Annotated in this window: 19 protein-coding genes; 13 read left to right on the top strand and 6 right to left on the bottom strand. The window is 61.3% G+C overall.

The genetic code is table 11. The annotated features are described in order from the left end of the window. Positions 1 to 50: 50 nt before the first annotated feature. The 3 genes from PL79_RS00670 to PL79_RS37100 all read right to left on the bottom strand — a co-directional run bounded on the left by PL79_RS00670 (position 51) and on the right by PL79_RS37100 (position 2,350). Entirely contained in the window at positions 51 to 863 is an 813-nt protein-coding gene (locus PL79_RS00670) for a hypothetical protein (protein ID WP_135800919.1), read from the bottom strand. 634 nt (positions 864 to 1,497) lie between these two features. Further along, positions 1,498 to 1,716, bottom strand: coding sequence for a BPSL0761 family protein (locus tag PL79_RS37095; protein ID WP_044845829.1), 219 nt, complete (start codon positions 1,714 to 1,716; stop codon positions 1,498 to 1,500). 130 nt (positions 1,717 to 1,846) lie between these two features. Further along, entirely contained in the window at positions 1,847 to 2,350 is a 504-nt protein-coding gene (locus PL79_RS37100; protein ID WP_044845867.1) for a DUF6471 domain-containing protein, read from the bottom strand. An 885-nt stretch (positions 2,351 to 3,235) separates the two neighbouring features. Here PL79_RS37100 and PL79_RS36405 point away from each other — a divergent pair. The 9 genes from PL79_RS36405 (at position 3,236) to PL79_RS00725 (ending at position 13,059) form a co-directional block, all read left to right on the top strand. After that, positions 3,236 to 4,558 carry a hypothetical protein gene (locus PL79_RS36405; RefSeq protein ID WP_235879173.1) on the top strand — a complete coding sequence of 441 codons (1,323 nt, stop codon included), beginning with the start codon at positions 3,236 to 3,238 and terminating at the stop codon, positions 4,556 to 4,558. 659 nt (positions 4,559 to 5,217) lie between these two features. Next, positions 5,218 to 5,550: a hypothetical protein gene (locus tag PL79_RS00690; protein WP_135800920.1), complete on the top strand. Its 333-nt coding sequence runs from the start codon at positions 5,218 to 5,220 to the stop codon at positions 5,548 to 5,550. A 513-nt stretch (positions 5,551 to 6,063) separates the two neighbouring features. Continuing rightward, complete coding sequence (locus PL79_RS00695; RefSeq protein WP_135800921.1) at positions 6,064 to 6,246, top strand: hypothetical protein; 183 nt, start codon at positions 6,064 to 6,066, stop codon at positions 6,244 to 6,246. 65 nt (positions 6,247 to 6,311) lie between these two features. After that, positions 6,312 to 7,247 carry a hypothetical protein gene (locus PL79_RS00700; RefSeq protein WP_135800922.1) on the top strand — a complete coding sequence of 312 codons (936 nt, stop codon included), beginning with the start codon at positions 6,312 to 6,314 and terminating at the stop codon, positions 7,245 to 7,247. Beyond that, positions 7,244 to 8,038 carry a TnsA endonuclease N-terminal domain-containing protein gene (locus PL79_RS00705; RefSeq protein WP_135800923.1) on the top strand — a complete coding sequence of 265 codons (795 nt, stop codon included), beginning with the start codon at positions 7,244 to 7,246 and terminating at the stop codon, positions 8,036 to 8,038. The genes PL79_RS00700 and PL79_RS00705 overlap by 4 nt, the downstream gene beginning before the upstream one ends. 383 nt (positions 8,039 to 8,421) lie before the next feature. After that, a complete protein-coding gene (locus tag PL79_RS00710; RefSeq protein ID WP_235879174.1) occupies positions 8,422 to 10,374 on the top strand; it encodes a hypothetical protein in 1,953 nt (650 codons plus the stop codon). 353 nt (positions 10,375 to 10,727) lie between these two features. Then, positions 10,728 to 11,366, top strand: a complete 639-nt coding sequence (gene acuR, locus PL79_RS00715) for an acrylate utilization transcriptional regulator AcuR (RefSeq protein WP_044845834.1) — start codon at positions 10,728 to 10,730, stop codon at positions 11,364 to 11,366. A gap of 45 nt (positions 11,367 to 11,411) precedes the next feature. Next, positions 11,412 to 12,395, top strand: coding sequence for an acrylyl-CoA reductase (NADPH) (gene acuI, locus PL79_RS00720; protein ID WP_044845835.1), 984 nt, complete (start codon positions 11,412 to 11,414; stop codon positions 12,393 to 12,395). 85 nt (positions 12,396 to 12,480) lie between these two features. Beyond that, on the top strand, positions 12,481 to 13,059 hold the full coding sequence (locus tag PL79_RS00725) for a peroxidase-related enzyme (RefSeq protein WP_044845836.1): 579 nt from the start codon (positions 12,481 to 12,483) through the stop codon (positions 13,057 to 13,059). Between the two features lie 201 nt (positions 13,060 to 13,260). Here the strand turns inward: PL79_RS00725 and PL79_RS00730 are convergent, their stop codons facing one another. Both PL79_RS00730 and PL79_RS00735 read right to left on the bottom strand, forming a co-directional pair. Further along, positions 13,261 to 14,136, bottom strand: coding sequence for an SDR family NAD(P)-dependent oxidoreductase (locus PL79_RS00730; RefSeq protein ID WP_044845837.1), 876 nt, complete (start codon positions 14,134 to 14,136; stop codon positions 13,261 to 13,263). Between the two features lie 186 nt (positions 14,137 to 14,322). After that, positions 14,323 to 14,901, bottom strand: a complete 579-nt coding sequence (locus PL79_RS00735) for a TetR/AcrR family transcriptional regulator (RefSeq protein WP_044845838.1) — start codon at positions 14,899 to 14,901, stop codon at positions 14,323 to 14,325. A gap of 202 nt (positions 14,902 to 15,103) precedes the next feature. Here PL79_RS00735 and zwf point away from each other — a divergent pair, with 202 nt between their 5' ends. After that, the gene (gene zwf / locus PL79_RS00740; RefSeq protein ID WP_044845839.1) at positions 15,104 to 16,579 is read left to right on the top strand and encodes a glucose-6-phosphate dehydrogenase; all 1,476 of its coding nucleotides are present in this window, start codon (positions 15,104 to 15,106) and stop codon (positions 16,577 to 16,579) included. Between the two features lie 174 nt (positions 16,580 to 16,753). On the opposite strand, the gene PL79_RS00745 is transcribed toward zwf, so the two are convergent. After that, positions 16,754 to 17,698, bottom strand: coding sequence for a LysR family transcriptional regulator (locus PL79_RS00745; RefSeq protein WP_044845840.1), 945 nt, complete (start codon positions 17,696 to 17,698; stop codon positions 16,754 to 16,756). Positions 17,699 to 17,799: 101 nt separating this feature from the next. Here PL79_RS00745 and PL79_RS00750 point away from each other — a divergent pair, with 101 nt between their 5' ends. Genes PL79_RS00750 through PL79_RS00760 form a run of 3 tightly spaced genes read left to right on the top strand, consistent with a single transcriptional unit; the run spans position 17,800 to position 20,340 of the window. After that, positions 17,800 to 19,002, top strand: coding sequence for an MFS transporter (locus tag PL79_RS00750; RefSeq protein ID WP_044845841.1), 1,203 nt, complete (start codon positions 17,800 to 17,802; stop codon positions 19,000 to 19,002). A 29-nt stretch (positions 19,003 to 19,031) separates the two neighbouring features. Next, a complete protein-coding gene (locus PL79_RS00755) occupies positions 19,032 to 19,355 on the top strand; it encodes a MoaF-related domain-containing protein (RefSeq protein ID WP_044845842.1) in 324 nt (107 codons plus the stop codon). A 16-nt stretch (positions 19,356 to 19,371) separates the two neighbouring features. After that, positions 19,372 to 20,340, top strand: a complete 969-nt coding sequence (locus tag PL79_RS00760; protein ID WP_044845843.1) for a TIGR03571 family LLM class oxidoreductase — start codon at positions 19,372 to 19,374, stop codon at positions 20,338 to 20,340. Positions 20,341 to 20,471: the final 131 nt, after the last annotated feature.

Here is a 20,471-nt window from a genome sequence, read left to right on the forward strand (position 1 = left end):
TTCGACCACCGTGCTAGTTGGGCGTCGCGAAAGACCGCCGACGCCGCCTTTCATCGCCCGTGACGCGACATCGGTTCTGCCGCTGCCAGCAGCTTTCGCACTATCGCGACGACGTCGTCGGTTACATCGATTGGCACTGGTCTCAATCTTGTCAGTTCCACGCTGGAGCTCACGACCCTCGCATACCCCACACCGCCCAACACCCTTACCTCAAATTTGACCTCGTGAAGAGGCTCAGAATCGCCACCCGCACACTTTGTGACGACAACAGTCATTGCATCGAGCCGAGGATACGGGCCCGTCGGTCGGAGGTTGCCGCAGTATCTCAGCGCCTCCGCCGCTCGATGCCACACAGCTTCACCCGGATCAATCTCCACGGTACCCATGCAGACCGGAGCGGATGATTCTGCATCAGCCTCGCCTGCCGCATCACGCCGAATCTCGACCGTCGTGCGCCACCACTGAGCTGCCCAGAATTTAGCGATCGCCAGCAACCGTGCGAATCCGCCCTCCGTTTGCATTGCCTCAAGCGGCGTTCGATCATTGAGTGCGCCCCACTTCGTAGTGAGGTACTCCCATCGAGCAACCGCTGGCGCAGGGAAAATCAGGCGACAAAGTTTTCTCAACCGGCGCTGGTTATAGCCCGGAGATGTGAAGAAGGCCGGATAGTACGGCGTTCCGTCTACATCGACCGAAAACACACTGCCACTTCTTTCGCGTCGAGCAAGCTGTTGCATGTTGATGCCTAGGCGCCGCGCGAAAAACGGTGCGATCAGCAAGTCGCCGGCGCGCACGTGCCGCCTCAGCCGCTGGCGGGAGCCCTCCGGTTGCTGGTAGATGGAAGTGTACTTTGCCTTGTTCATTGACCAATGTCGTCCACTGTTAGCCAAATTCGCCGAAGTGTCGCCGCGGCAATCCCACGCTCACAGACCAGTTCGGCCCGGAAAGCAAGCAGGGTCTTCCATGCGCCCTTTTGCTCATCAGCTCATCGCTGGCATGCCGTTACAATCTCACGCATCGCGAAGAACATCCAAAGTACACTCGTCTCAATGACGGTCCATGCTATTAGGATTAAGTACGTCATGACCGTCAGCGTCGGCGAGTAGCCGCGAGGTAACGTCCGAGTACGACTTCACTTCGGTCAAGGCGCACCACTGTTTCCACACGTACTCCGCATCAAGCGACCAGCCATCTTGGCCAACAAGTTGATAAATTCGTCCCGACTGAGTCCGACCACGTAACGTTGCACGATCGAAAGTCGTGATGGCGGAACTGACACGGCCAGTGAAATCGAGCACATCGACACCGACGAAATGCCGAGTCCCCGCGTCTATCTCGAGGATGCGCCAACTCGATAGCGTGACGTCAGGCGCTTCGTGCGAGGGCGGCAGTCTCCAGATTGGCATCACAGTCTCCCGTTCTGGTGGGATTTCAACGTGCAAAGTACAGTTGAGCAATCTAGCGGATCGAAGAGCCCGAGCGCCGTACGCAGCCTCGTCAGCGGTCGGCCTTCGCGTGTGTCACCGGCATTTCCCAACATCCCGGATACATAGCGCACGTCAACTCGATGTCGGCCAACGACGGATAGTGGCGTAGCAGGTTTTCGGCGGCCAAGACTACGTCTCGAGGTACGGCGTCGGCCGACGGCCTCGACAGCTGCATGAGAAACGACCGCGTCCTAAGCACCGCGGCCGTACGCTCGCTCGGCGTCGTCATTGCTCTGCCCCCTAGGCGACTCTGCTCAATCGCCGGACTCGATTGAGCCGAAATCCAAAACCGTTACCAATATACGGTTTCATTCTAGCCGCTGACCCGTTATTGGCAAGGCGACTTCGGCGGGAGACCACTACTCCGATGTAGGGGGGACACCCTGCATCGCAGCCGAAACGAGGGCGCGAGAATCAACATACGCGTCCATGCTTTGGCTTCTGAGAACGGCCATACACTGGAGAAAGAACGTGAGCGAGAAGTCTCCAGCCGACAGATGCGAGATCATCGTCTTTACCGTGGTGCTCGCTCCTACAACCGCAAGTCGGTGCAGCAATTCGTTTGGGGTAATCCACGGTTGCTGCGCTAGCTCTGCCGCTAGAACGGCCTGCGCACGGGCCTCCCAGGTACCTTGCGGTGCTAGCGCCTCAGCCCATAAGGTTGGAGGATGTGCCCCTGTTGCATGAATGATCTGAAGGAGCAAAGTGAACTTGACGGAGCCGCGCGCGACACGCGCGATTAGCGGGCGCTCGTCTTCGTGAACGCCGATCGCAGCCAGCGCTTCGATTAGTTCTCCGTAGCTGCAATCCTCTCGAGCTAGCGCGACCCGGATTACACGGGAAGCCAAACCTGCCCAGGACATATCCGTCTCGCCGCTCACGGGGCTCTTGAAATTTGAAGGTTTCCGACTAAATTAAACTGTGACGAAAGCCTCACTTTCGATCACTTCGCGGAACGCGGGAAGGCCAACCATCTCAGCAGCGGCCCACCACTCTGCCGCCGCGACGCCCCCACAAAAAATCAGAATACTACAAGGCCAGCCGCACAACTGCAGGGTGGCAGCCGCAACAAAGCACTGCATTGGCACAGAAACGCGGTATACGCCGCCGATTAAGCGCCAACAGGCCGACAAGCGAACAGATGCTTGACGGCCGCAGCAATGACATGGCACTATCGGACCCGCCCTAATAGGGTCGGGTAGACAATATTCTATTTTAAGTTATACATGCTCGTCAAGTAGCTGGATGCGGTTCGTTCCGCCGCCCCATCAATCGAAAGAGGATACTAGCCTTACGAATACCTGAGCGAACTCACAGAAAAAACGCCCAAGGATGCGGGTCCTTGGGCGTTCATTCGGTGCGCCCCCGAAAAGGCCCACCTGTGCTACTTACGCGTGCGCAGGATGCCATAGACCGGGAGGCGTTGTCAAGACACGTCTGTACGAAACCCATTTATGGCATAGAACTATGGCAAAGAACTCCGCAGTGCCTTGTGGCACTTGCCCTCACGCGCGTCAAAATCCGCGCGAATTACCCCAGCCTTCTTGGGCAAGACCATATAAGCGTCCCTCTTCGGATGAAGTCACGTCGAAGTCCAGCGCCGATACGCCCAGCCAGTTCCCTGGGGTAACCGTCGCCGCTCTCCGCCGGCTCGCCTCAGCGCCGCGCACGCTTCCGCGGCATCCGCGCGACATCCTCGGTTGCGCCGTCGATCCAGCACTCGCCCGATGTGTGCGTGGAGTTTGACAATGGACCGCAACCTCACCTCTCGGATGTCTACGCCAACCGTTCGTAACGGAGCTTTACCCGATGACGGCAATCCGCTTCTCGGGAACATACCTCCAGTCCCCTCTGTGCAGGAAGCCATGCACATTGTGGCCGAGAGCTACTTGGATCACGACCTGACCGGGTTATCCGATTCGGAGATCGTGGTTCGGCAATCCAGGCATGCGATTGTTCCCAATTCCCAGCTTGCGGGCATCATTGTCCATTTGATTACGCTAGTCCGCGACTCATATCGCGACAGAGATCTGCGTACATTTGAATATCGAAATCACGTACTAGCCACAAACAACTTTCTGCATCAACGAATAGTCGCCGCTCGAAAATCGATACCTAGTTGTTTTGGTATTGCGCCCTTCGCGAAATCAAGGGGGTTAGTTGCGGCAATCCCAGCATATATGGGAAGAACCGCTCTTTGCGATTCGATCGAGTCGCTTCTCAAACGTGAACTGGTCAGCGCTCGAGTTGCCGTTGGAGATAGCCTCGCTGAATATCCCCAGCTTCGAGTATTACGAGTGCAGTGGCCAATTGGGGGCGAAGTGAGCGATTTCGTGCATAATTTTATTGGTGCATTCGATAGCGCACTCAACACTGACTATATAAATGCAGCACGCGTCCCGCTGTTTCGCAACCGGGACGGGGTGCCGGCGATTTGCTCATTAGGTACAGCCGCCCATCTTGGCTTACTGATCGTAGAACGCATAAACATCGAAAACGTGAGTCCTCTGGCGGCCGATCTTACGTGGAATGCGATTGCCCAGTTCACACGAACGACTGGCATTCCCGTACTGTGCCTCCCCTCCCCAGGAGCAGCAGCGCTCTCACTCACAAAATTATCGGGCTCAGTCAGTGATCTAACTTCATCTGGCGTAATTGAAATTACGCGGTCGCCCAACGCTGCTAATTCGCATTGGGTCGCTGTCTGCGAAACACAGTTCGACGCCACGCTAGGTGTTGTAGATGTCGGACCGATGCCGGCCTGGTTCCCGGAAGCAGCTTATGAATTAACGCTCGGTTATCCGGGTCTTTTGTCAAAAGCATTAACCTACATCGCTCAGCTTCTTATTCGCATGAATGTTTCGACCTTCGACCAGAAGATGTTTAAATCAAATGGAAAGAGCGCCCTTGCGATTGATCTGCCACACATCGAAGCAGTTAGAACTATCAGAAAGCTGGACAAAAATTCTCAAAGACCGGTTAGGTTCAAACCGTCCAGTCTCTTGCGTCATGGCGACTGGCTCTCGTTCGAAGAGCTTTTTCCATCGCATCTCATGCCCGAACCGTTGTGACACGTGGGGAGAACATCATGTTTCGAACGCTTTACGCATCAATACCATACGAAACGCCATTCAGCATAATGACGGCACTCGTCAACACGACAAGGGATCGGAAAATTCGATCTGTCGCGAGACAGGCCGTTCGCCGCGGCCCGAAGTTATTGCAGACGTGCCCGTGCCGTCTTACGCGATTCTGCGCCTTGACCGACAATTTCTACGGAGAGGTTCGCCAAGTGCTGACGGAGCGGACGCTTTACCCACTCTATTTCGGCTGTATGTCGAAAGCGTCGACGCATCGATTAGAGTCACAGGTCTGCGACGGTGCCCGGAGTCGCTCATGCGGCGCAACGCTGCCGGTCCAATTTCACTCCGCAAATCGTTACGGAATTGAATGCCCGGAGTGTAGCGAACACGCCAATCTGGCTATTGGGCGGCGATGTTCGCTATCGTTCCACTGCATTCCACTACAGACTCGGTGTCCGATGCACGAATGTCGGTATCGACTTGCAGATGCATGTAGTTCAAAAGAATTCCAGATGCTTGCATTTCCAGATACTTTGCGGACCCGCAACAGCGTTCGGCTAAGTGAAACGTTGTTTGGATTTCTGTGTTCGACAACGCCTCGCTGCCAAGTTGATACGATTATATCATTACTCCACGAGCGCGGTTACATGGCTGAAAACGGCAGAGTCAAGCGCGCCGCATTGTCGAAGGATTTTGAAGCCGTCCATTCACATGGATTCGAGGATATTCGACTGAACACGTGGGTAACATCTGGCAGCATGATTGTGCACATGCTCAAATGCATCACACACCCCGAAGTCTGTCCGCATCCAGTCGAAATTGCACTACTAAAAATAGCACTTTCGGAGATCGAATATACGCCCAAGCAGATGCGCACGAAACCTGGCACCCCCGTTCAAACAACGGGACAGTTCGACCGCCATGTGGCATCGCCACGTTGTCGGCCGAAGAAGGCCAAAGGCTCGCTCATACCGGGGTAGATGCACCGCTATCCTATGACGCGAGAAAAATAGCGGAAGAACTCGCGATACGGTTCTTGTGAATCAGCTCTCGATATCAAACCTGAAAATTAGCTTACTTTATTGCTGATCAGTCGATGAAATCTCAAATTTTGATAAAACACGGGATGTTGTCACTATCGTCGATTTGCCCTGGAGAAGTATTTGCGGCGTATATATATAGGCAACATCACCATCCTGTTTCCGGCCTAAGCAGGCGACTTGGCGGCTCCGAACCGCTGTCATGGCTACTTCCGAACGGAATTGAGGACCAGGTCAATGTTCTGACTGAATTTGTCGGCTCGATAGATCGCGTGATCGATAACAACACCCTCCTTCCGGGGTACAGTCGTTTTCTATCAGAGGAAGATGGCCAACGACTTCGCCTTCATCATTTGGGCACCGCATATCCGGGGATCGTAGCAACTGTCGGACTCAATACACACGGACGCCCAGGCCAAGCCTGGAGCCCTGGCGTCTGCGACCAATGCCTAAATGAAGACCGCAGCGTCTGCGGAGACGCTTTCTGGCGTCGCGATTTCTTATTATCTGGCGTTCGATGGTGCACGCGCCATCACAGGCCCATTCAATCTCTTTGTCCGTCTTGTCTCTATAGACTTCCATTCACCAAAAGATTTTCTGGACCAAGCAACAGCTGTGTCTGCGGGCGCGCCCTGATCTCTCGTCCGCGCAATAGCGACTTTGAGGACTTAGAACTTGATTTGTCGCGTGGATGGACAAGGATGCTCGATCCTACGTTTTCGCCGTATACGCGAGGATCTGAAATTGCAGCTTTGACTCGTGCAAAGGCCATCAGCCTTGGACTAGCTAATTCACGCACCGTCGAGTGGAAAAATTTCCAAGATTACTTCGATCACCCAATATTGAAGGCATTCGGAACAGACATTGCATTTCCGTTCCGCAATGAAACCACCAGAGACATGATACGTGGTAAGAGATCTATTCGAAATCCAATTCACGCTCTGTTTCTGCTCATCGCCCTATTCGGCAATTGGAATGCTGTTGAGGATGCGATCCAAGGGGCGGCTCAGAATTTTCCGGAGGATTCCAGAAAGCGACGCAAGAGAGCGGCCGTTGCCACGAAAGAAAGAAACCGACTGTACTGGAAGAAATACTACTCCGAGTCGATAGCTCTTCTCCCGCAAACAAGCCAACTATACGAGAAATTGCGCAAGGATAATCCGGAACTTGGTCACCTGGCTATCCGACGACTCCTTCCGTGTCGGCACGGACTGGCTGCGACCAGTGAGAGACTCCGGGAACACGGCGCATGCCCGCCGCCAACAGAAGGTGATAAAGAACATGCGGCTGCCAAGGATATTTCGGCTGCACTACACATCGAGCGGCGATGGCGCGAGCTAATTCAAGCTGGCACAAAGGTTCGTTTGTCGAAGAGCCTCCTGCTTTGGGGCCATCCCCTTCACGGGCAAATTAATGACCCAGCCGTGCGGGCCCGCTCTCCACGTACGAAAGCGGCACTTGAAAAGTATGTCGAGACGGCGGAGATGCGTCGCCGCCGAGTGATACGCACGGAAGTGCTCGCCGGCAAGATACCTCGTTATCCGCCCTCGGAGGCCTACAAGATTGATTCGCTGACCGATCGGGAAATCGTCTCGCTCATGGACCATTGCAAATATCTGCGGAGAAAAACCAAGTGAAGATCCTCGAACTCCCAAAGAAGTTTGCGACACCGAGACATGTCGAAATTCCCATGCGTGACCCGTTCGGCGTCTCCCATGGAGCAAGTTATGCACCACTCAGAGAAGCGGCAGATATCAGTTCGGCGACGCGCGCCTCCTTCGGCTGCATCAAGGCTCGACGGGTACACGAAGCCCTTTCCCTTAATGAGGTGCGAGCTTTATTAGCGTTCAACTTCAATCCATATGTTATCGATATACGCGATCAATATCCAATTTACGATCAGGAACTTTACAATCGCGCCAAACTAGAAGGCCTCAGAATGCCAATAAATAGCGTCATGACATGCGACATCGTCTTGACGCTCGTACTCCCTCCTGAATACCGCCTTCATTACCACGGTGTATCCATCAAGGACGCCCGAGACGAACTTACCCCAAAGGACTGGAATCGGCAGGAGCGAGAGCACGCCAAGTTCCGCGAACGAGGATGGACCTGGGAGTTGCTTCGCGGCGATCAGTTCACGAAGCGCGCGTTCGGGAACCATGCCCTCATGAAGTCTTGGATTGCAAACCTCGACGTGTGGAGCCTATATGACGAAGCAGATCACCTCGCCACGCGACTCAAGCTCCGCTCCCTCCGCGGCACACTGGACGACATTTTGAACCGCCATGCCAGGTACATGGGCATTGAGCTTGATCGAGCGTTCGAGCTATTCGCGGTCGCGGTCTCCTTCGGCTTTCTCCATATTGACCATAGCGAAGACCTTCGCGTGGATAAGCCGCTGCACCTTGAAAGGTTTACGTCATGAGTAGCACTTCTGCCCCGAAAGATGTCAGGCCTATCGTCGGAGACGACTCGCTGATCGCGCGTTTGCGCGAGTTGCACGACATGGAATGGCCTGCGGGTCTGCGTCGCTTCACTCCATTCAAATTGGCCGGCAATGACGAAGGAACAGCCTATCGAGCGGTTGCGTGGGATGCGTCCTCTCGCGTTCTCTGTGTTCAAGTCATAGCGATTGGCCAACCTCCCCCCGCATGCGGGTTGCCGCGTCCCATCGCCTTTGAGACAAATGACGATATGAAGGCATGGTGCTCCCGAGTCATCCCAATATACGATCGTCTCCGCCCATCGTATATGGACGCGCCGTGGAACGAGGTGCGGAGTAGCGCGTTTAACGGGTTCGCGAGGCGCATGATGCTTATCAACGCCCTAGTCATGGTCGACACGACCGGCAGGGGCCTAGAATCGGACTACATCGTGAACGACTACGTGTTCTTCGACTCGCAGTTCCGTAACGAGCGCATCCGGCAAATCGAGGAAGCAGTCGGCGGTGGCCCGGGATTTAGGGCAGCCACCGACAAATTGTTGACAAAATTCATCTGGTATGGCGGCGACCAACGCGCGATGCTGGCTCGAACGGCGGATTGTGGTGGTCCGGACAAGCCACGACCGAAGCCCGCTACCAAGCCTGGGCCACTATCGACCAGGGAACGATTGGCCAAAGCACGTGCGATTTCACGAGGCAAAACCTTCGTCAGGAAAGCCAAGCGGACCGATCAAGACCGTAAGTCCAAGATGGTTGAAGCGGTAACCAAAGATTGGGCGGGGAAAAAGCGTGGTTTAGCATCCGCCCATCGTCGAATGATCAAGCGGCATTTCCTAGAGTGTCGAGCCGATGATAGACCAAGTTACGGCACGCTCTATTACCATCTCGACAAATGGATCGCGCCGGAGAATGATTCGGTTGCCGACCGCTATGGTCCAAGAGCAACGGAACAATACATCGCCCCGCGACCAGGTACCTCGAGCGAAATGACACAAGGCGCCATCGAGATATTGGACGCCGACGGCATGGTTCCCAAGATACCGATCGGCGGAGTGGTCGGTGGCAAACTTGAGCCGATGGAGATCTGCGTCATCCTATCCGTATCTCGCCTCTCAGGTGGCGTATGGGGTTACGAAATCTTGCTGTCGCGAGAGCGTGCTGCTGGTTACCGTCAATGCCTCGTCTGGTCACTGCTCTCGATGGCAGACCGCGCAGAGGCACTCGGCCTGGAACCATTACCCGGACTTTTGCACGGCAACTTCGATGGTTTATTTGTTGATAATGGCCCCGGCAAAGGCAAGCAAGTGCGAATACCCGTGACCGAATCACTTGATGCCAGCATGTTCAATCCAGGACCTGGCAAACCAGAATACCGGGGTGTCGGTGAGCGCTTGAACGAAATAATCATCGAGCAACTTGCTGACGAAACCGATCAAGGCTACACCCGCAGAAACAGCGTTTTGGAGCGTGTCAAACGTCGTGAGCGATCCCGTCAATCCGCCATGCCGTTAGATGATTTCGAGAGAGCTCTGCTAAAAGCCATCGACACCATCAACCTCACGGCTGATCGGTCTCATCTGCGCACGAAAGAGATGGCGCAACTAGGTGTCGGCATAACTCCACGTGAGCTTCACGAGTATTATCAGAAACTTCGCCGTGGTCAGGCTGCTCGAGTGCGGAACCCCGAAGAGGTATTCGATGCGTTCCTTCCATGGCATGAAGCGACCTGTGTGCGAGGCCGCGTTCGATACAAGAATGCACGCTATAGCTCTCCCGAGCTTGTGGAAATTGCGAGGGCCCATGCCCGGCATCCTATAAAGAGGCGTCTAACGGTCGAAATCAAGCGCACCGTCCAGATCTCTCGAACACTCCTCTGTAGAGGTCCGGACAAAAAGGTCTTTGAAATCGAGATGATTGACGAGGATAAGCGACGTTTCGGCGAGGGCAGTTGGATACAGCTTGAGGCGGCTACTCGCGATGAGAATATTCTGAGAAGTGACCTTCAAACGGTACGTGCGAGGAATTCTGGCCGATTGAAAACCACGCAACAGGAACGAATCGACGCAATCGAGCGCGGTCGCGGCAACAGTTACGCCGGCGCTGTAGGTGCAAGCAAGGCGCAAGCGAGGAAAAGTGGCGCGGCAACTCGTGCGCACGCACTGGACGAAGTTCAGCGGACGGCATACAACGTGTCACCGACCACTTCGATAACGACGTCGCCGTCACACCTCGAGCGGGTTACCGCCGATGAAAGCGACGACGATCCATTAGCTGCTGCCGCTCGGCAAATAGAGGAAGCTTACCTCGGCACTAAGTAAACGCCGGCCCCGTCCGTACCGCAGCGGCGTTGCGCATCTTTGAATCCGATCGAAACGGGGCACTCTGCCCCATTTATGCATGTCCCGTCGGGCTGGCTTCCGTGTGCCGTATCCACATCTAATTGAAAGTCCAATTTCACTTCCTCGGCCGCCTTCCTTCATACAATAAGGCGAGTTCCTTTACGTTCATTGGCCCACGGAGACCCTTGCTACATAAGCGTTTCAACACAATATCCGCATCTAATCGAAAAAGCGTATCCGTATCTAATCGAAGATGACACCGGCACGCGTTCGCCCGGCGCGATCGACACGCCCGCTATTGATTTTTGAGACGAACGGTCTATTATTCGCCCATGGACGTTCGAACCGATCCGCCGCGCCGCCGCGGCAGGCCACCGAAGCAGCACGAAGACCTCGTCGCGACACGTGACATGCTGTTGCGCACCGGGCTGGAGGTGCTCACCGAAAAGGGCTTTTCCGCCACCGGGCTCGACGAGATCCTCGGGCGCGCCGGCGTGCCGAAGGGCTCGTTCTATCACTACTTCGACAGCAAGGAGGCGTTCGGCCTCGAGCTGATCGATCGCTACGCCGAGTTCTTCGCGCGCAAGCTGGACCGTCATTTCAGCGAGACTGAAGCAACGCCGCTGGCGCGCGTGCGCGCGTTCGTCGACGATGCGCGCGACGGCATGGCCCGCTACGAATACAGCCGAGGCTGCCTGATCGGCAACCTCGGCCAGGAAATGGGCGCGCTGCCCGAGCGTTTCCGCGCGCGCCTGCGTGAGACGTTCGAGGACTGGCAGCGCCGTCTGGCCGACTGCCTGGTCGCGGCACAGCAAGCCGGCGAACTGGCGGCCTCGGCCGATCCCGCCGAGCTGGCCGCGTTCTTCTGGATCGGCTGGGAAGGCGCCGTGCTGCGCGCGAAACTCGAACGCAGCGACGTGCCGCTCGCGCTGTTCGCACAGTTTTTCTTCAATGGATTGCCTCGCCGCTGAGTTTTTTTGCCATTAACTAGACGATCGGTCTAGAAAGGAGGACGGATGTTCCAGGGCATCGTGATCGACAAGGACGAGACCGGCCAGCACGCGCGGCTGCAGACGCTGGACGACGCGCAGCTGCCTGCGGGCAACGTGACGATCCGGGTCGGCTATTCGACGTTGAACTACAAGGACGGGCTCGCGATCACCGGCAAGAGCCCGGTGGTCCGCAAATTTCCGATGGTGCCGGGCATCGACCTCGTCGGCGAGGTCGAACACAGCACGCACCCGGACTACCGGGCAGGCGACCGCGTCGTGCTGAACGGCTGGGGCGTCGGCGAAACGCATTGGGGCGGCCTCGCGCAGAAGGCACGCGTCGACGGCGACTGGCTGGTGCCGCTGCCGTCCGCGTTTTCGCCGCAACAGGCGATGGCCATCGGCACGGCCGGCTACACCGCGATGCTGTGCGTGATGGCGCTGGAACGGCATGGCGTGCGCCCGGACGATGGCGAGATCGTGGTGACCGGCGCGGCCGGCGGCGTCGGCAGCGTCGCCACCGCCCTCCTCGCGCGGCTCGGGTATCGCGTCGTCGCCGTGACCGGCCGCCCGGCCGATGCCGACTATCTGCGCGAGCTCGGCGCGGTTGAGATCCTCGACCGTTCGCAGTTCGGCGCACCCGGCAAGCCGCTCGGCAAGGAACGCTGGGCCGGCGCGGTCGACGTCGCCGGCAGCCATGTGCTCGCCAACGTCTGCGCGACCACGCGCTATCGCGGCGTGGTGACGGCCTGCGGCCTGGCCGCCGGCATGGACTTCCCCGCGACCGTCGCGCCGTTCATCCTGCGCGGCGTGACGCTCGTCGGCATCGACAGCGTGATGTGCCCGCGCGCCGAGCGTCTGGAGGCATGGCGCAGGCTCGCGTCCGATCTCGACGTCGAGAAACTGGGCACCATCAGCCATCAGGTCGGCCTCGCAAATGTCATCCCGCTCGCCGAGGACCTGATCGGCGGCAAGGTGCGCGGCCGCATCGTCGTGGACGTCAACGCATGACGCCGGCGACGGCGACGCATCGTTTCATCCCCGGCCGGTGGCGCGCGCATCGCGTTCGCCCGTGCCGCTTTATCCAGGAGACCTCATGACCGCTGCAGACCACGCGCCCGTCAGCCGCTTTCCGGTGCCCGCGCTCGAAGACCTGCCCGACGACATTCGCGAACGCATCGCGGCCGTCCAGGAAAAGTCGGGCTTCATCCCGAACGTGTTCCTCACGCTCGCGCATCGCCCGGACGAGTTTCGCGCGTTCATCGCGTATCACGACGCGCTGATGGACAAGCCGGGCAACCTCACCAAGGCCGAACGCGAAATGATCGTCGTGGCCACCAGCAGCGTGAACCAGTGCCAGTACTGCGTGATCGCGCACGGCGCGATCCTGCGCATCCGCGCGAAGGATCCGCTGATCGCCGACCAGGTCGCGACCAACTACCGCAAGGCCGATATCACCGCTCGACAGAAGGCGATGCTCGACTTCGCGATGAAGGTTTCGCAGACCGCGCACCAGGTGGGCGAAGCGGACTTCGACACGCTGAAGTCGCATGGTTTCACCGAAGAGGACGCGTGGGACATCGCGGCGATTTCGGCGTTCTTCGGGATGTCGAACCGCATCGCGAACGTGACGAACATGCGGCCGAACGCGGAGTTCTACGCGCTGGGGCGCTGAGGACCGCCGGCAACGGCAATCGCCGTCGAAGACCGGGGCGTGCATGCGCCCGGTCTTCCTCCGGTCGCCGCGCGCAATTGGCATCGGCATCTGCATCTGCGTCTGCGTCTGCGTCTGCAATCGGCAATCGGCAATCGGCAATCGGTAATCGACGACACGGCGCGACGCTCGCGCGAACCCGCGCCGCCCCGGCTCCCGCGCTTACCCGACCTGCTTCAACGCCTGCAGCCCATCCGGCAGCTTCGCGTCCGGGAACATCGTCGACAGCGTCGTATCGCGCCACCGCGCCGCCTCCTCTGCGCGCTGCGCTTCCGCCTGCTCGCACACGAACAGCGCATCGCCGCCGAGCAGCAAGCGCATCGGCACGTCGTCGCGACGCGACAGCTCGACGATCAGCGCCGCGATCCGCGCGGGATCGCCGACCTCGTGACCGCCATACGCGCCGAGCAATTCGAGCATCTTCCCGACCGACGGCTGATAGTCGGGCAGCAGGCCGTCGACCGCACGCTTCGCCTCCGAGGCCCATTCGGTGCGCATCCCGCCCGGCTCCAGCGTGCAGACGCGCACGCCGAACGGCGCGACTTCCTTCGACAGCACGTCGCTGAACCCGCCGACCGCCCACTTCGCGGCCTGATACGCGGACAAGCCGGCCGTCGACGTGCGCCCGCCGACCGACGACACCTGGAAGATGTGGCCCGCGCGCTGCGCGCGCATCGTCGGCAGCACCGCGCGCGTCAGGTTGACCACGCCGAACAGGTTCGTTTCGATCTGGTCGCGGAAGTCGTCGGCGCCCATCTGCTCGAACGGTGCCGTATGACCGTAGCCCGCGTTGTTCACCAGCACGTCGATGCGGCCGAACGCGTCGCGGGCCGCCGCCACCGCATGCTCCGCCGCCGCCGCGTCGGTCACGTCGAGCTCCATCGGCAGCAGCCGGTCGCCGTACCGTGCTTCCAGATCCGCGAGCCGCGCGGGATCGCGCGCGCCGGCCACCAGACGATCGCCCGCCGCCAGCACCGCTTCCGCGATCGAGCGCCCCAGGCCGCGTGCGGCCCCCGTTACCAACCAGACTTTCGACATTTTCCACTCCTCGACAAAGTTGAAACCGCAAAATGAATGATTACTCACTCATTAATATGGGCGATGAGACGATCGTTTTCACCGCGCCTCGCCTGCTTGCAACCGCCTTCCGTCGGCGCGGCAACGTCCGAACCCCAGGCGCCGCCGATCACCCGCCTTCAGCTTTCCGTCACGCCGATCGCCCGCTCACACCGCGTGCAACACGGCCCACAGCGCGCGAAACCCGGCCTCGCGATACGCATCGGCCAACGCCGGGTCGCGCGCGATCGACTCCATCGCCGTTTCCGCGATCGACGTGAACAGCGCCGCGCAGAACGCGTGCGCGTCGTCGGTCTTCAGCCCGCCCGCCGCGGCGACTTGCGCACGCAGCAACGCGCTGATCGCGCCGAAGCCTTCGGCACCGGCCGCGCGATGCGTGTCGTCGATACGGCCGCTCACGCCGAGCTGCTGCAGCGCGCGCCGCCCGTCCGGGTTCGCGACGCCCCACGACACATAGCCGTTCCACGCATGCCGCATCGCCTGTTCGGCCGGCGCGTGCTCCGGAAACCCGGTCATCATCGCGTCGCGCATGTCCGCTTTCAGGCTCAGGTACAGCGCGTTCAGCAACGCATCCTTGGTCTCGAAATAGGTGAACACCGTGCCTTCCGCCACGCCGGCGAGCCGCGCGATGCGCGCGGTGGTCGCGCCCGCGCCGTCCTCCGCGAGCGCGCGGGCGGCAGCGGCGAGGATGGCGTCGTGCTTGTCGGGACTGCGCGGTCGGGCCACGTTCGATTCCTTTAATGAGTGAGCGCTCAATCATAATCGCGCCAACGCAGTCATGCAAGCCCTGTTACATACGCGGGAACCGATCCGCAATCGATCAAAAGCGTGCACTATTAGTGTTTTCACGTACTGGCGCGCCAACCCACCGGCGCCCGGCGCTCGCCGTTCGTTCCACGCTCACACCGCTTCAGACCGCGAACCACTCATGACGAATAAGCCCAACCAGACCGAAGCCGACCAACCCGTCGACATGATCATCTTCGGCGGCGGCGGCGACCTGGCCGCCCGCAAGCTGTTGCCCGCGCTGTACATGGCGCACCTGCACTGCAACCTGCCGCCGGAGACGCGCATCATCGCGGTCGGCCGCCGCGACTGGGGCATCGACGGCTACCGCAAGTTCATGGACGAGCAATCGCGCCCGTTCATCGACGACAAGGCCTTCGACGCCGACGCGTGGAGCCGTTTCCTCGACCTGTTCCAGTACGTGCTGATCGACGTGAGCGCGCCGGAAGACTACGCGCGCCTCGCCGAAGCGGCGCGCAGCGACGCGATCCGCGTGTTCTACCTGTCGACGTCGCCCGAGCTGTTCACGACGATCTGCGACAACCTGTCGGCCGCGCACCTCGTCGATGCGCGCTCGCGCGTCGTCCTCGAAAAGCCGCTCGGCCACGATCTCGCGTCGGCGCAGGCGATCAACGATGCGGTCGGCAAGCATTTCGCGGAATCGCAGATCTACCGGATCGACCATTACCTCGGCAAGGAAACCGTGCAGAACCTGATGGTGCTGCGCTTCGGCAACCCGATCTTCGGGCCGCTGTGGCAGGCGCCGAGCATCCGCAGCGTGCAGATCACGGTGGCGGAGACGGTCGGCGTCGGCAGCCGCGCGGGCTTCTACGATCACACCGGCGCGCTGCGCGACATGGTGCAGAACCACCTGCTGCAGCTGCTGTGCATCGTCGCGATGGAGCCGCCGGTGTCGCTCGACCCGGACGCGGTGCGCGACGAGAAGCTGAAGGTGCTGCGCTCGCTGCGGCCGATGGCGCTGTCGGACGTCGCGCGCGATACCGTGCGCGGCCAGTACACGGCCGGCGCGGTCGACGGCCAGCCGGTCAAGGGCTATCTCGACGAGGAGAACGTGCCGGCGGACAGCCACGCGGAAACCTTCGTCGCGCTGCGTGCGCACATCAACAACTGGCGCTGGGCGAACGTGCCGTTCTTCCTGCGCACCGGCAAGCGGCTGCAGCGCCGCCAGTCGGAAATCGTGATCGAGTTCGCCGACATGCCGTTCTCGATCATCCCGACCGGCCCGCGCCACTACAGCAACCGCCTCGTGATCCAGCTGCAGCCGGAAGAGTCGATCCAGCTGCAGATGCTCGCGAAGGAGCCGGGCAGCGGGATGAAGATGGTGCCCGTGAGCCTGAACCTCGACCTGCAGCAGGCGATTCCGGAACGGCGCGCGGAAGCGTACGAACGGCTGCTGATCGACGTGATCCGCGGGCGCCTCACGCACTTCATGCGCCGCGACGAACTCGAGGCCGCCTGGTCGTGGGTCGAGCCGATCCTCAACGGCTGGAAGCAGCTCGGCGACCGTCCGCGCCTGTACACCGCGGGCACGTTCGGGCCGGCGGCATCGTCGGCGCTGCTGGCGCGCGACAACATGTCGTGGTCCGAGGAAGCGTAGGAAGCGCCGCACGCGACGGCATGTCGGCGGCGCAAGCGCCGTCGGCGTGCCGGATCATATCGGCGCGCCCGCCGCGCACCGTCCGCCGCCCCGCCGTTCGCGTCGGCCGGCGGAAGTCCGCCGAGCCGTCCTGCGCGGGAACGGCACCCGGCGGCAACGACGCAGCCTCCCTGGCTACACCGTCCCCATCCACGCCGCCTTGCGCCGCGCCGGCGCATCGCTGCCGCCGCTCCCGCCGCCCAGCACCTCGATCATGTAATCGACGAACGACGCGATCCGCGACGAAATCGCGGTATTCCGGTAATACACCGCGTTGATCGGCTGCTCGACGTCGAGCGTCTGCCGCGCGAGCACCTGCACGAGCCGCCCGGCCTCGCGATCCTGCGCGGTCATGAAATCCGACAGGCACACGACGCCCGCGCCCTCCAGCGCGAGCTGCCGCAGCGTCTCGCCGCTCGACGACCAGATAGCGGGCTCGATGCGGCTCGGCTCGCCGTCCGCGCCGAGGATCGGCCACACGTTCAGCGATTCGGGCTGCGTGAAGCCGAGCAGCGTGTGCTTGCCGAGATCCTCGACCTTGCGCGGCTGGCCGTGCGCTTCGATATAGGCGGGGCTCGCGAGGATGCGCAGCCGGCTGTTGCCGATCCGCCGGCTGTGCAGGGTCGAATCCTTGAGCCGGCCGATGCGGATCGCGACGTCGGTGCGCCGCTCGAGCAGGTCGATGATCCCTTCGTTGCTGTTCAGCTCCAGGTCGACCTTCGGGAAGCGTTCGCGGTAGCCGCGCACGAGCGGCACGATCACGTGCAGCATGAACGGCGTCGCGGCATCGACGCGCAGCCGCCCCGACGGCATCTCGCGCCGCGCGAGCATCTGCTCCTCGGCGTTCTCGACCGATTCGATGATCGCGCGCGCGTCCTGCAGGAACGCGCGCCCCTCTTCGGTCAGTTCGAGCCGGCGCGTGGTCCGGCGCAGCAGCGTGGTCTTCAGCTTCTCCTCGAGCCGCGCGAGCGTGCGGCTCGTGGCCGACACGGTGAGGTCGAGCTGCTGGGCGGCGGCGGTGATCGAACCGGTGTCGACCACGGCGGCAAAGGCCTGGAGTTCGTCGAGGGTGATCTTCATTGTTGATCTGAAATCAAAACAATTTGGTTTATAGACCAGTTTTTCCGCAAAAGTAAAGGCGGCACACTGCGATCCATCCTCACTGGAACCAGGATCCCGCCATGCCACTCGCCCTGCTTGCGCTGACCATCAGCGCCTTTGCCATCGGCACGACCGAATTCGTGATCGTCGGGCTGATCCCGACGATCGGCGCCGATCTCGGCGTCAGCCTGCCGTCGGCCGGCCTGCTCGTCAGCCTCTACGCGCTGAGCGTCGCGATCGGCGCGCCGCTCCTCACCGCGCTCACCGGCCGCGTGCCGCGCAAGACGCTGCTCGCCGCGCTGATGGCGCTGTTCACCGTCGGCAACCTCGTCGCCTGGCAGGCGCCGGGCTACGAATCGCTGATCGTCGCGCGCGTGCTCACCGGCCTCGCGCACGGCGTGTTCTTCTCGGTCGGCTCGATCATCGCGACCACGCTCGTGCCGAAGGACAAGGCCGCCAGCGCGATCGCGACGATGTTCAGCGGGATGACCGTCGCGTTCGTCGCCGGCATTCCGCTCGGCACCTTCATCGGCCAGCACTTCGGCTGGCGCGCGACGTTCCTGATCGTCGCGCTGTTCGGCCTCGTCGCGTTCCTCGGCGCGGTGGCGTTCGTGCCGCGCGGTCTTCCGCAAACGCCGCCGGCGCCGCTCGCCCGCCAGTTCCGCGTGCTCGCCCAGCCGCGCCTGCTGCTCGTCTACGCGATGACGGCGGTCGGCTACGGCGGCTCGCTGATCGCGTTCACCTACATGGCACCGCTGCTCGAACAGGTCGCCGGCTTCACGCCGTCGCAGGTCAGCCTCGTGCTCGTCGGCTACGGCGTGTCGGTCGCGATCGGCAACGTGTGGGGCGGCAAGCTCGCCGACAGCGTCGGCCCGGTCAAGGCGCTCAAGCGGATCTTCCTGCTGCTCGCGATCGTGCTGCTCGCGCTGACCTTCACGGTGCACGTGAAGTGGCTCGCGGTGCTGACGATGCTTGCGTGGGGCGCGGTCGCGTTCGGCAACGTGCCGGGCCTGCAGGTGTACGTCGTCAAGCAGGCGCGCCACTTCGCGCCGGACGCCACCGACGTCGCATCGGGCTTCAACATCGCCGCGTTCAACCTCGGCGTCGCGGGCGGCTCGTCGCTCGGCGGCCTGATCGTCGCGAACGTCGGCCTCGGCCACACGCCTTGGATCGCCGCCGTCGTCACGCTCGGCGCATTCGCGCTGACCGCGCTGAGCGGCCGCCTCGACCGCGGCCAGGGCCTGCCGGAACGCACGGCCGAACCCGTCGAACTCGCCCATTGAACGTCAACTTTTTGCAGGAGCTACTCAGCATGAACGCATCGACCCAACGCCCGCCGTTCGCCGGCAAGACGTTCGAAGTCCGTTACGAGGGCCTCACCGCGCTCAACGCCTATGACGAAGACGGCCTCCGCATGCGCTACGAAATCACCGAAGGCGCATACGCCGGCGCGAAGGGCGAAGTCGCCTGCACGTGGCAGCACGTCGCCGGCGAGACCTATGCGATCTCGTGGCAGGAAGCCGACCGCGCCACCGTCGTGCACATCGACGATTTCGCCGCGGGCACGTCGCGCTCGTTCTTCACCGCGGCGTCGCTCGATTTCTACCGGCTCGAAGGCAGCCTGCGCGCGGTCTGAACGGAGACGCCCGACCATGTCCACCTCACTCGACAAGCTCACCGCCGGCGGCTTCAGCATCGGCATCGAACTGCCGCTCGACAACGACTGGTCGCCGGCCGGCGACGCGAAGCGCCAGCACGACGGCCGCCGCCCCGGCGTGCCCGACCTGGAAATTCACGCGGAACTCGCGCAACTGGCCGACACGCTCGGCTTCCGCGCGCTCTGGGTGCGCGACGTGCCGGTGTACGACCCGTCGTTCGGCGACGCCGCGCAGGTGTTCGAGACCTTCTCGTATCTCGGCTACCTCGCCGGCATCACGCGCGACATCCTGCTCGGCACGGCGGCCGTCGTGCTGCCGCTGCGCGAACCGCTGCTGACGCTGAAATCGGCCGCGACGATCCAGGAACTGAGCCGCTCACGCCTGCTGCTCGGCGTCGCGAGCGGCGACCGGCCGGTCGAATATCCGCTGTTCGGCCGCGAGTTCGCATCGCGCGGCGCGAGTTTCCGCGACCAGATCGCGCTGCTGCGCGACGGCGCGCGCGCTCACCTGCCGCCGGGCCTCGACGTGCTGCCGGCCGCGCGCTCGCCGGTGCCGCTGCTCGTCGCGGGTCTCGCGCAGCAGACGCCCGCCTGGATCGGTGAACACATGGACGGCTGTCTCGCCTATCCGGGCACGCCGGACGATCACCTGAAACGGGTCGCGAACTGGCGCGCGGTGGCCGGCGACAAGCCGTACGTGAGCTTCATCCACCTCGACCTCGCGAACGATCCGCACGAGCCGCTGCAGCGGCACCGCTTCGGCGCGCGCGCCGGGCGCATCGCGCTGACGGAGGAACTCGCGGCGATGCGCGACGCGGGCGTGCAGCACATCGGCCTGCATTTCCGCCGCAACCGCCGTCCGCTCGACGAGACGATGGCCGAGATCGCGTCCGACGTGCTGCCGGCATTCCATGCGAATGCGAACGACGCTGCCGACACGAACGCGCGCACGGCCACGGCCTGACGAACGCACGCCGGCAGCCGGCTCGACCCACGACCGATATTTGACTTTAAATCAAATATTTTTGACCTCTAAAGGCGTTTATCTCATCAGTATCAAACGCCAGAATGACTTCCATACCGCAATCGGTCCAC

Source organism: Burkholderia sp. USMB20 (genome assembly GCF_000949135.2).
GTDB lineage: Bacteria > Pseudomonadota > Gammaproteobacteria > Burkholderiales > Burkholderiaceae > Burkholderia.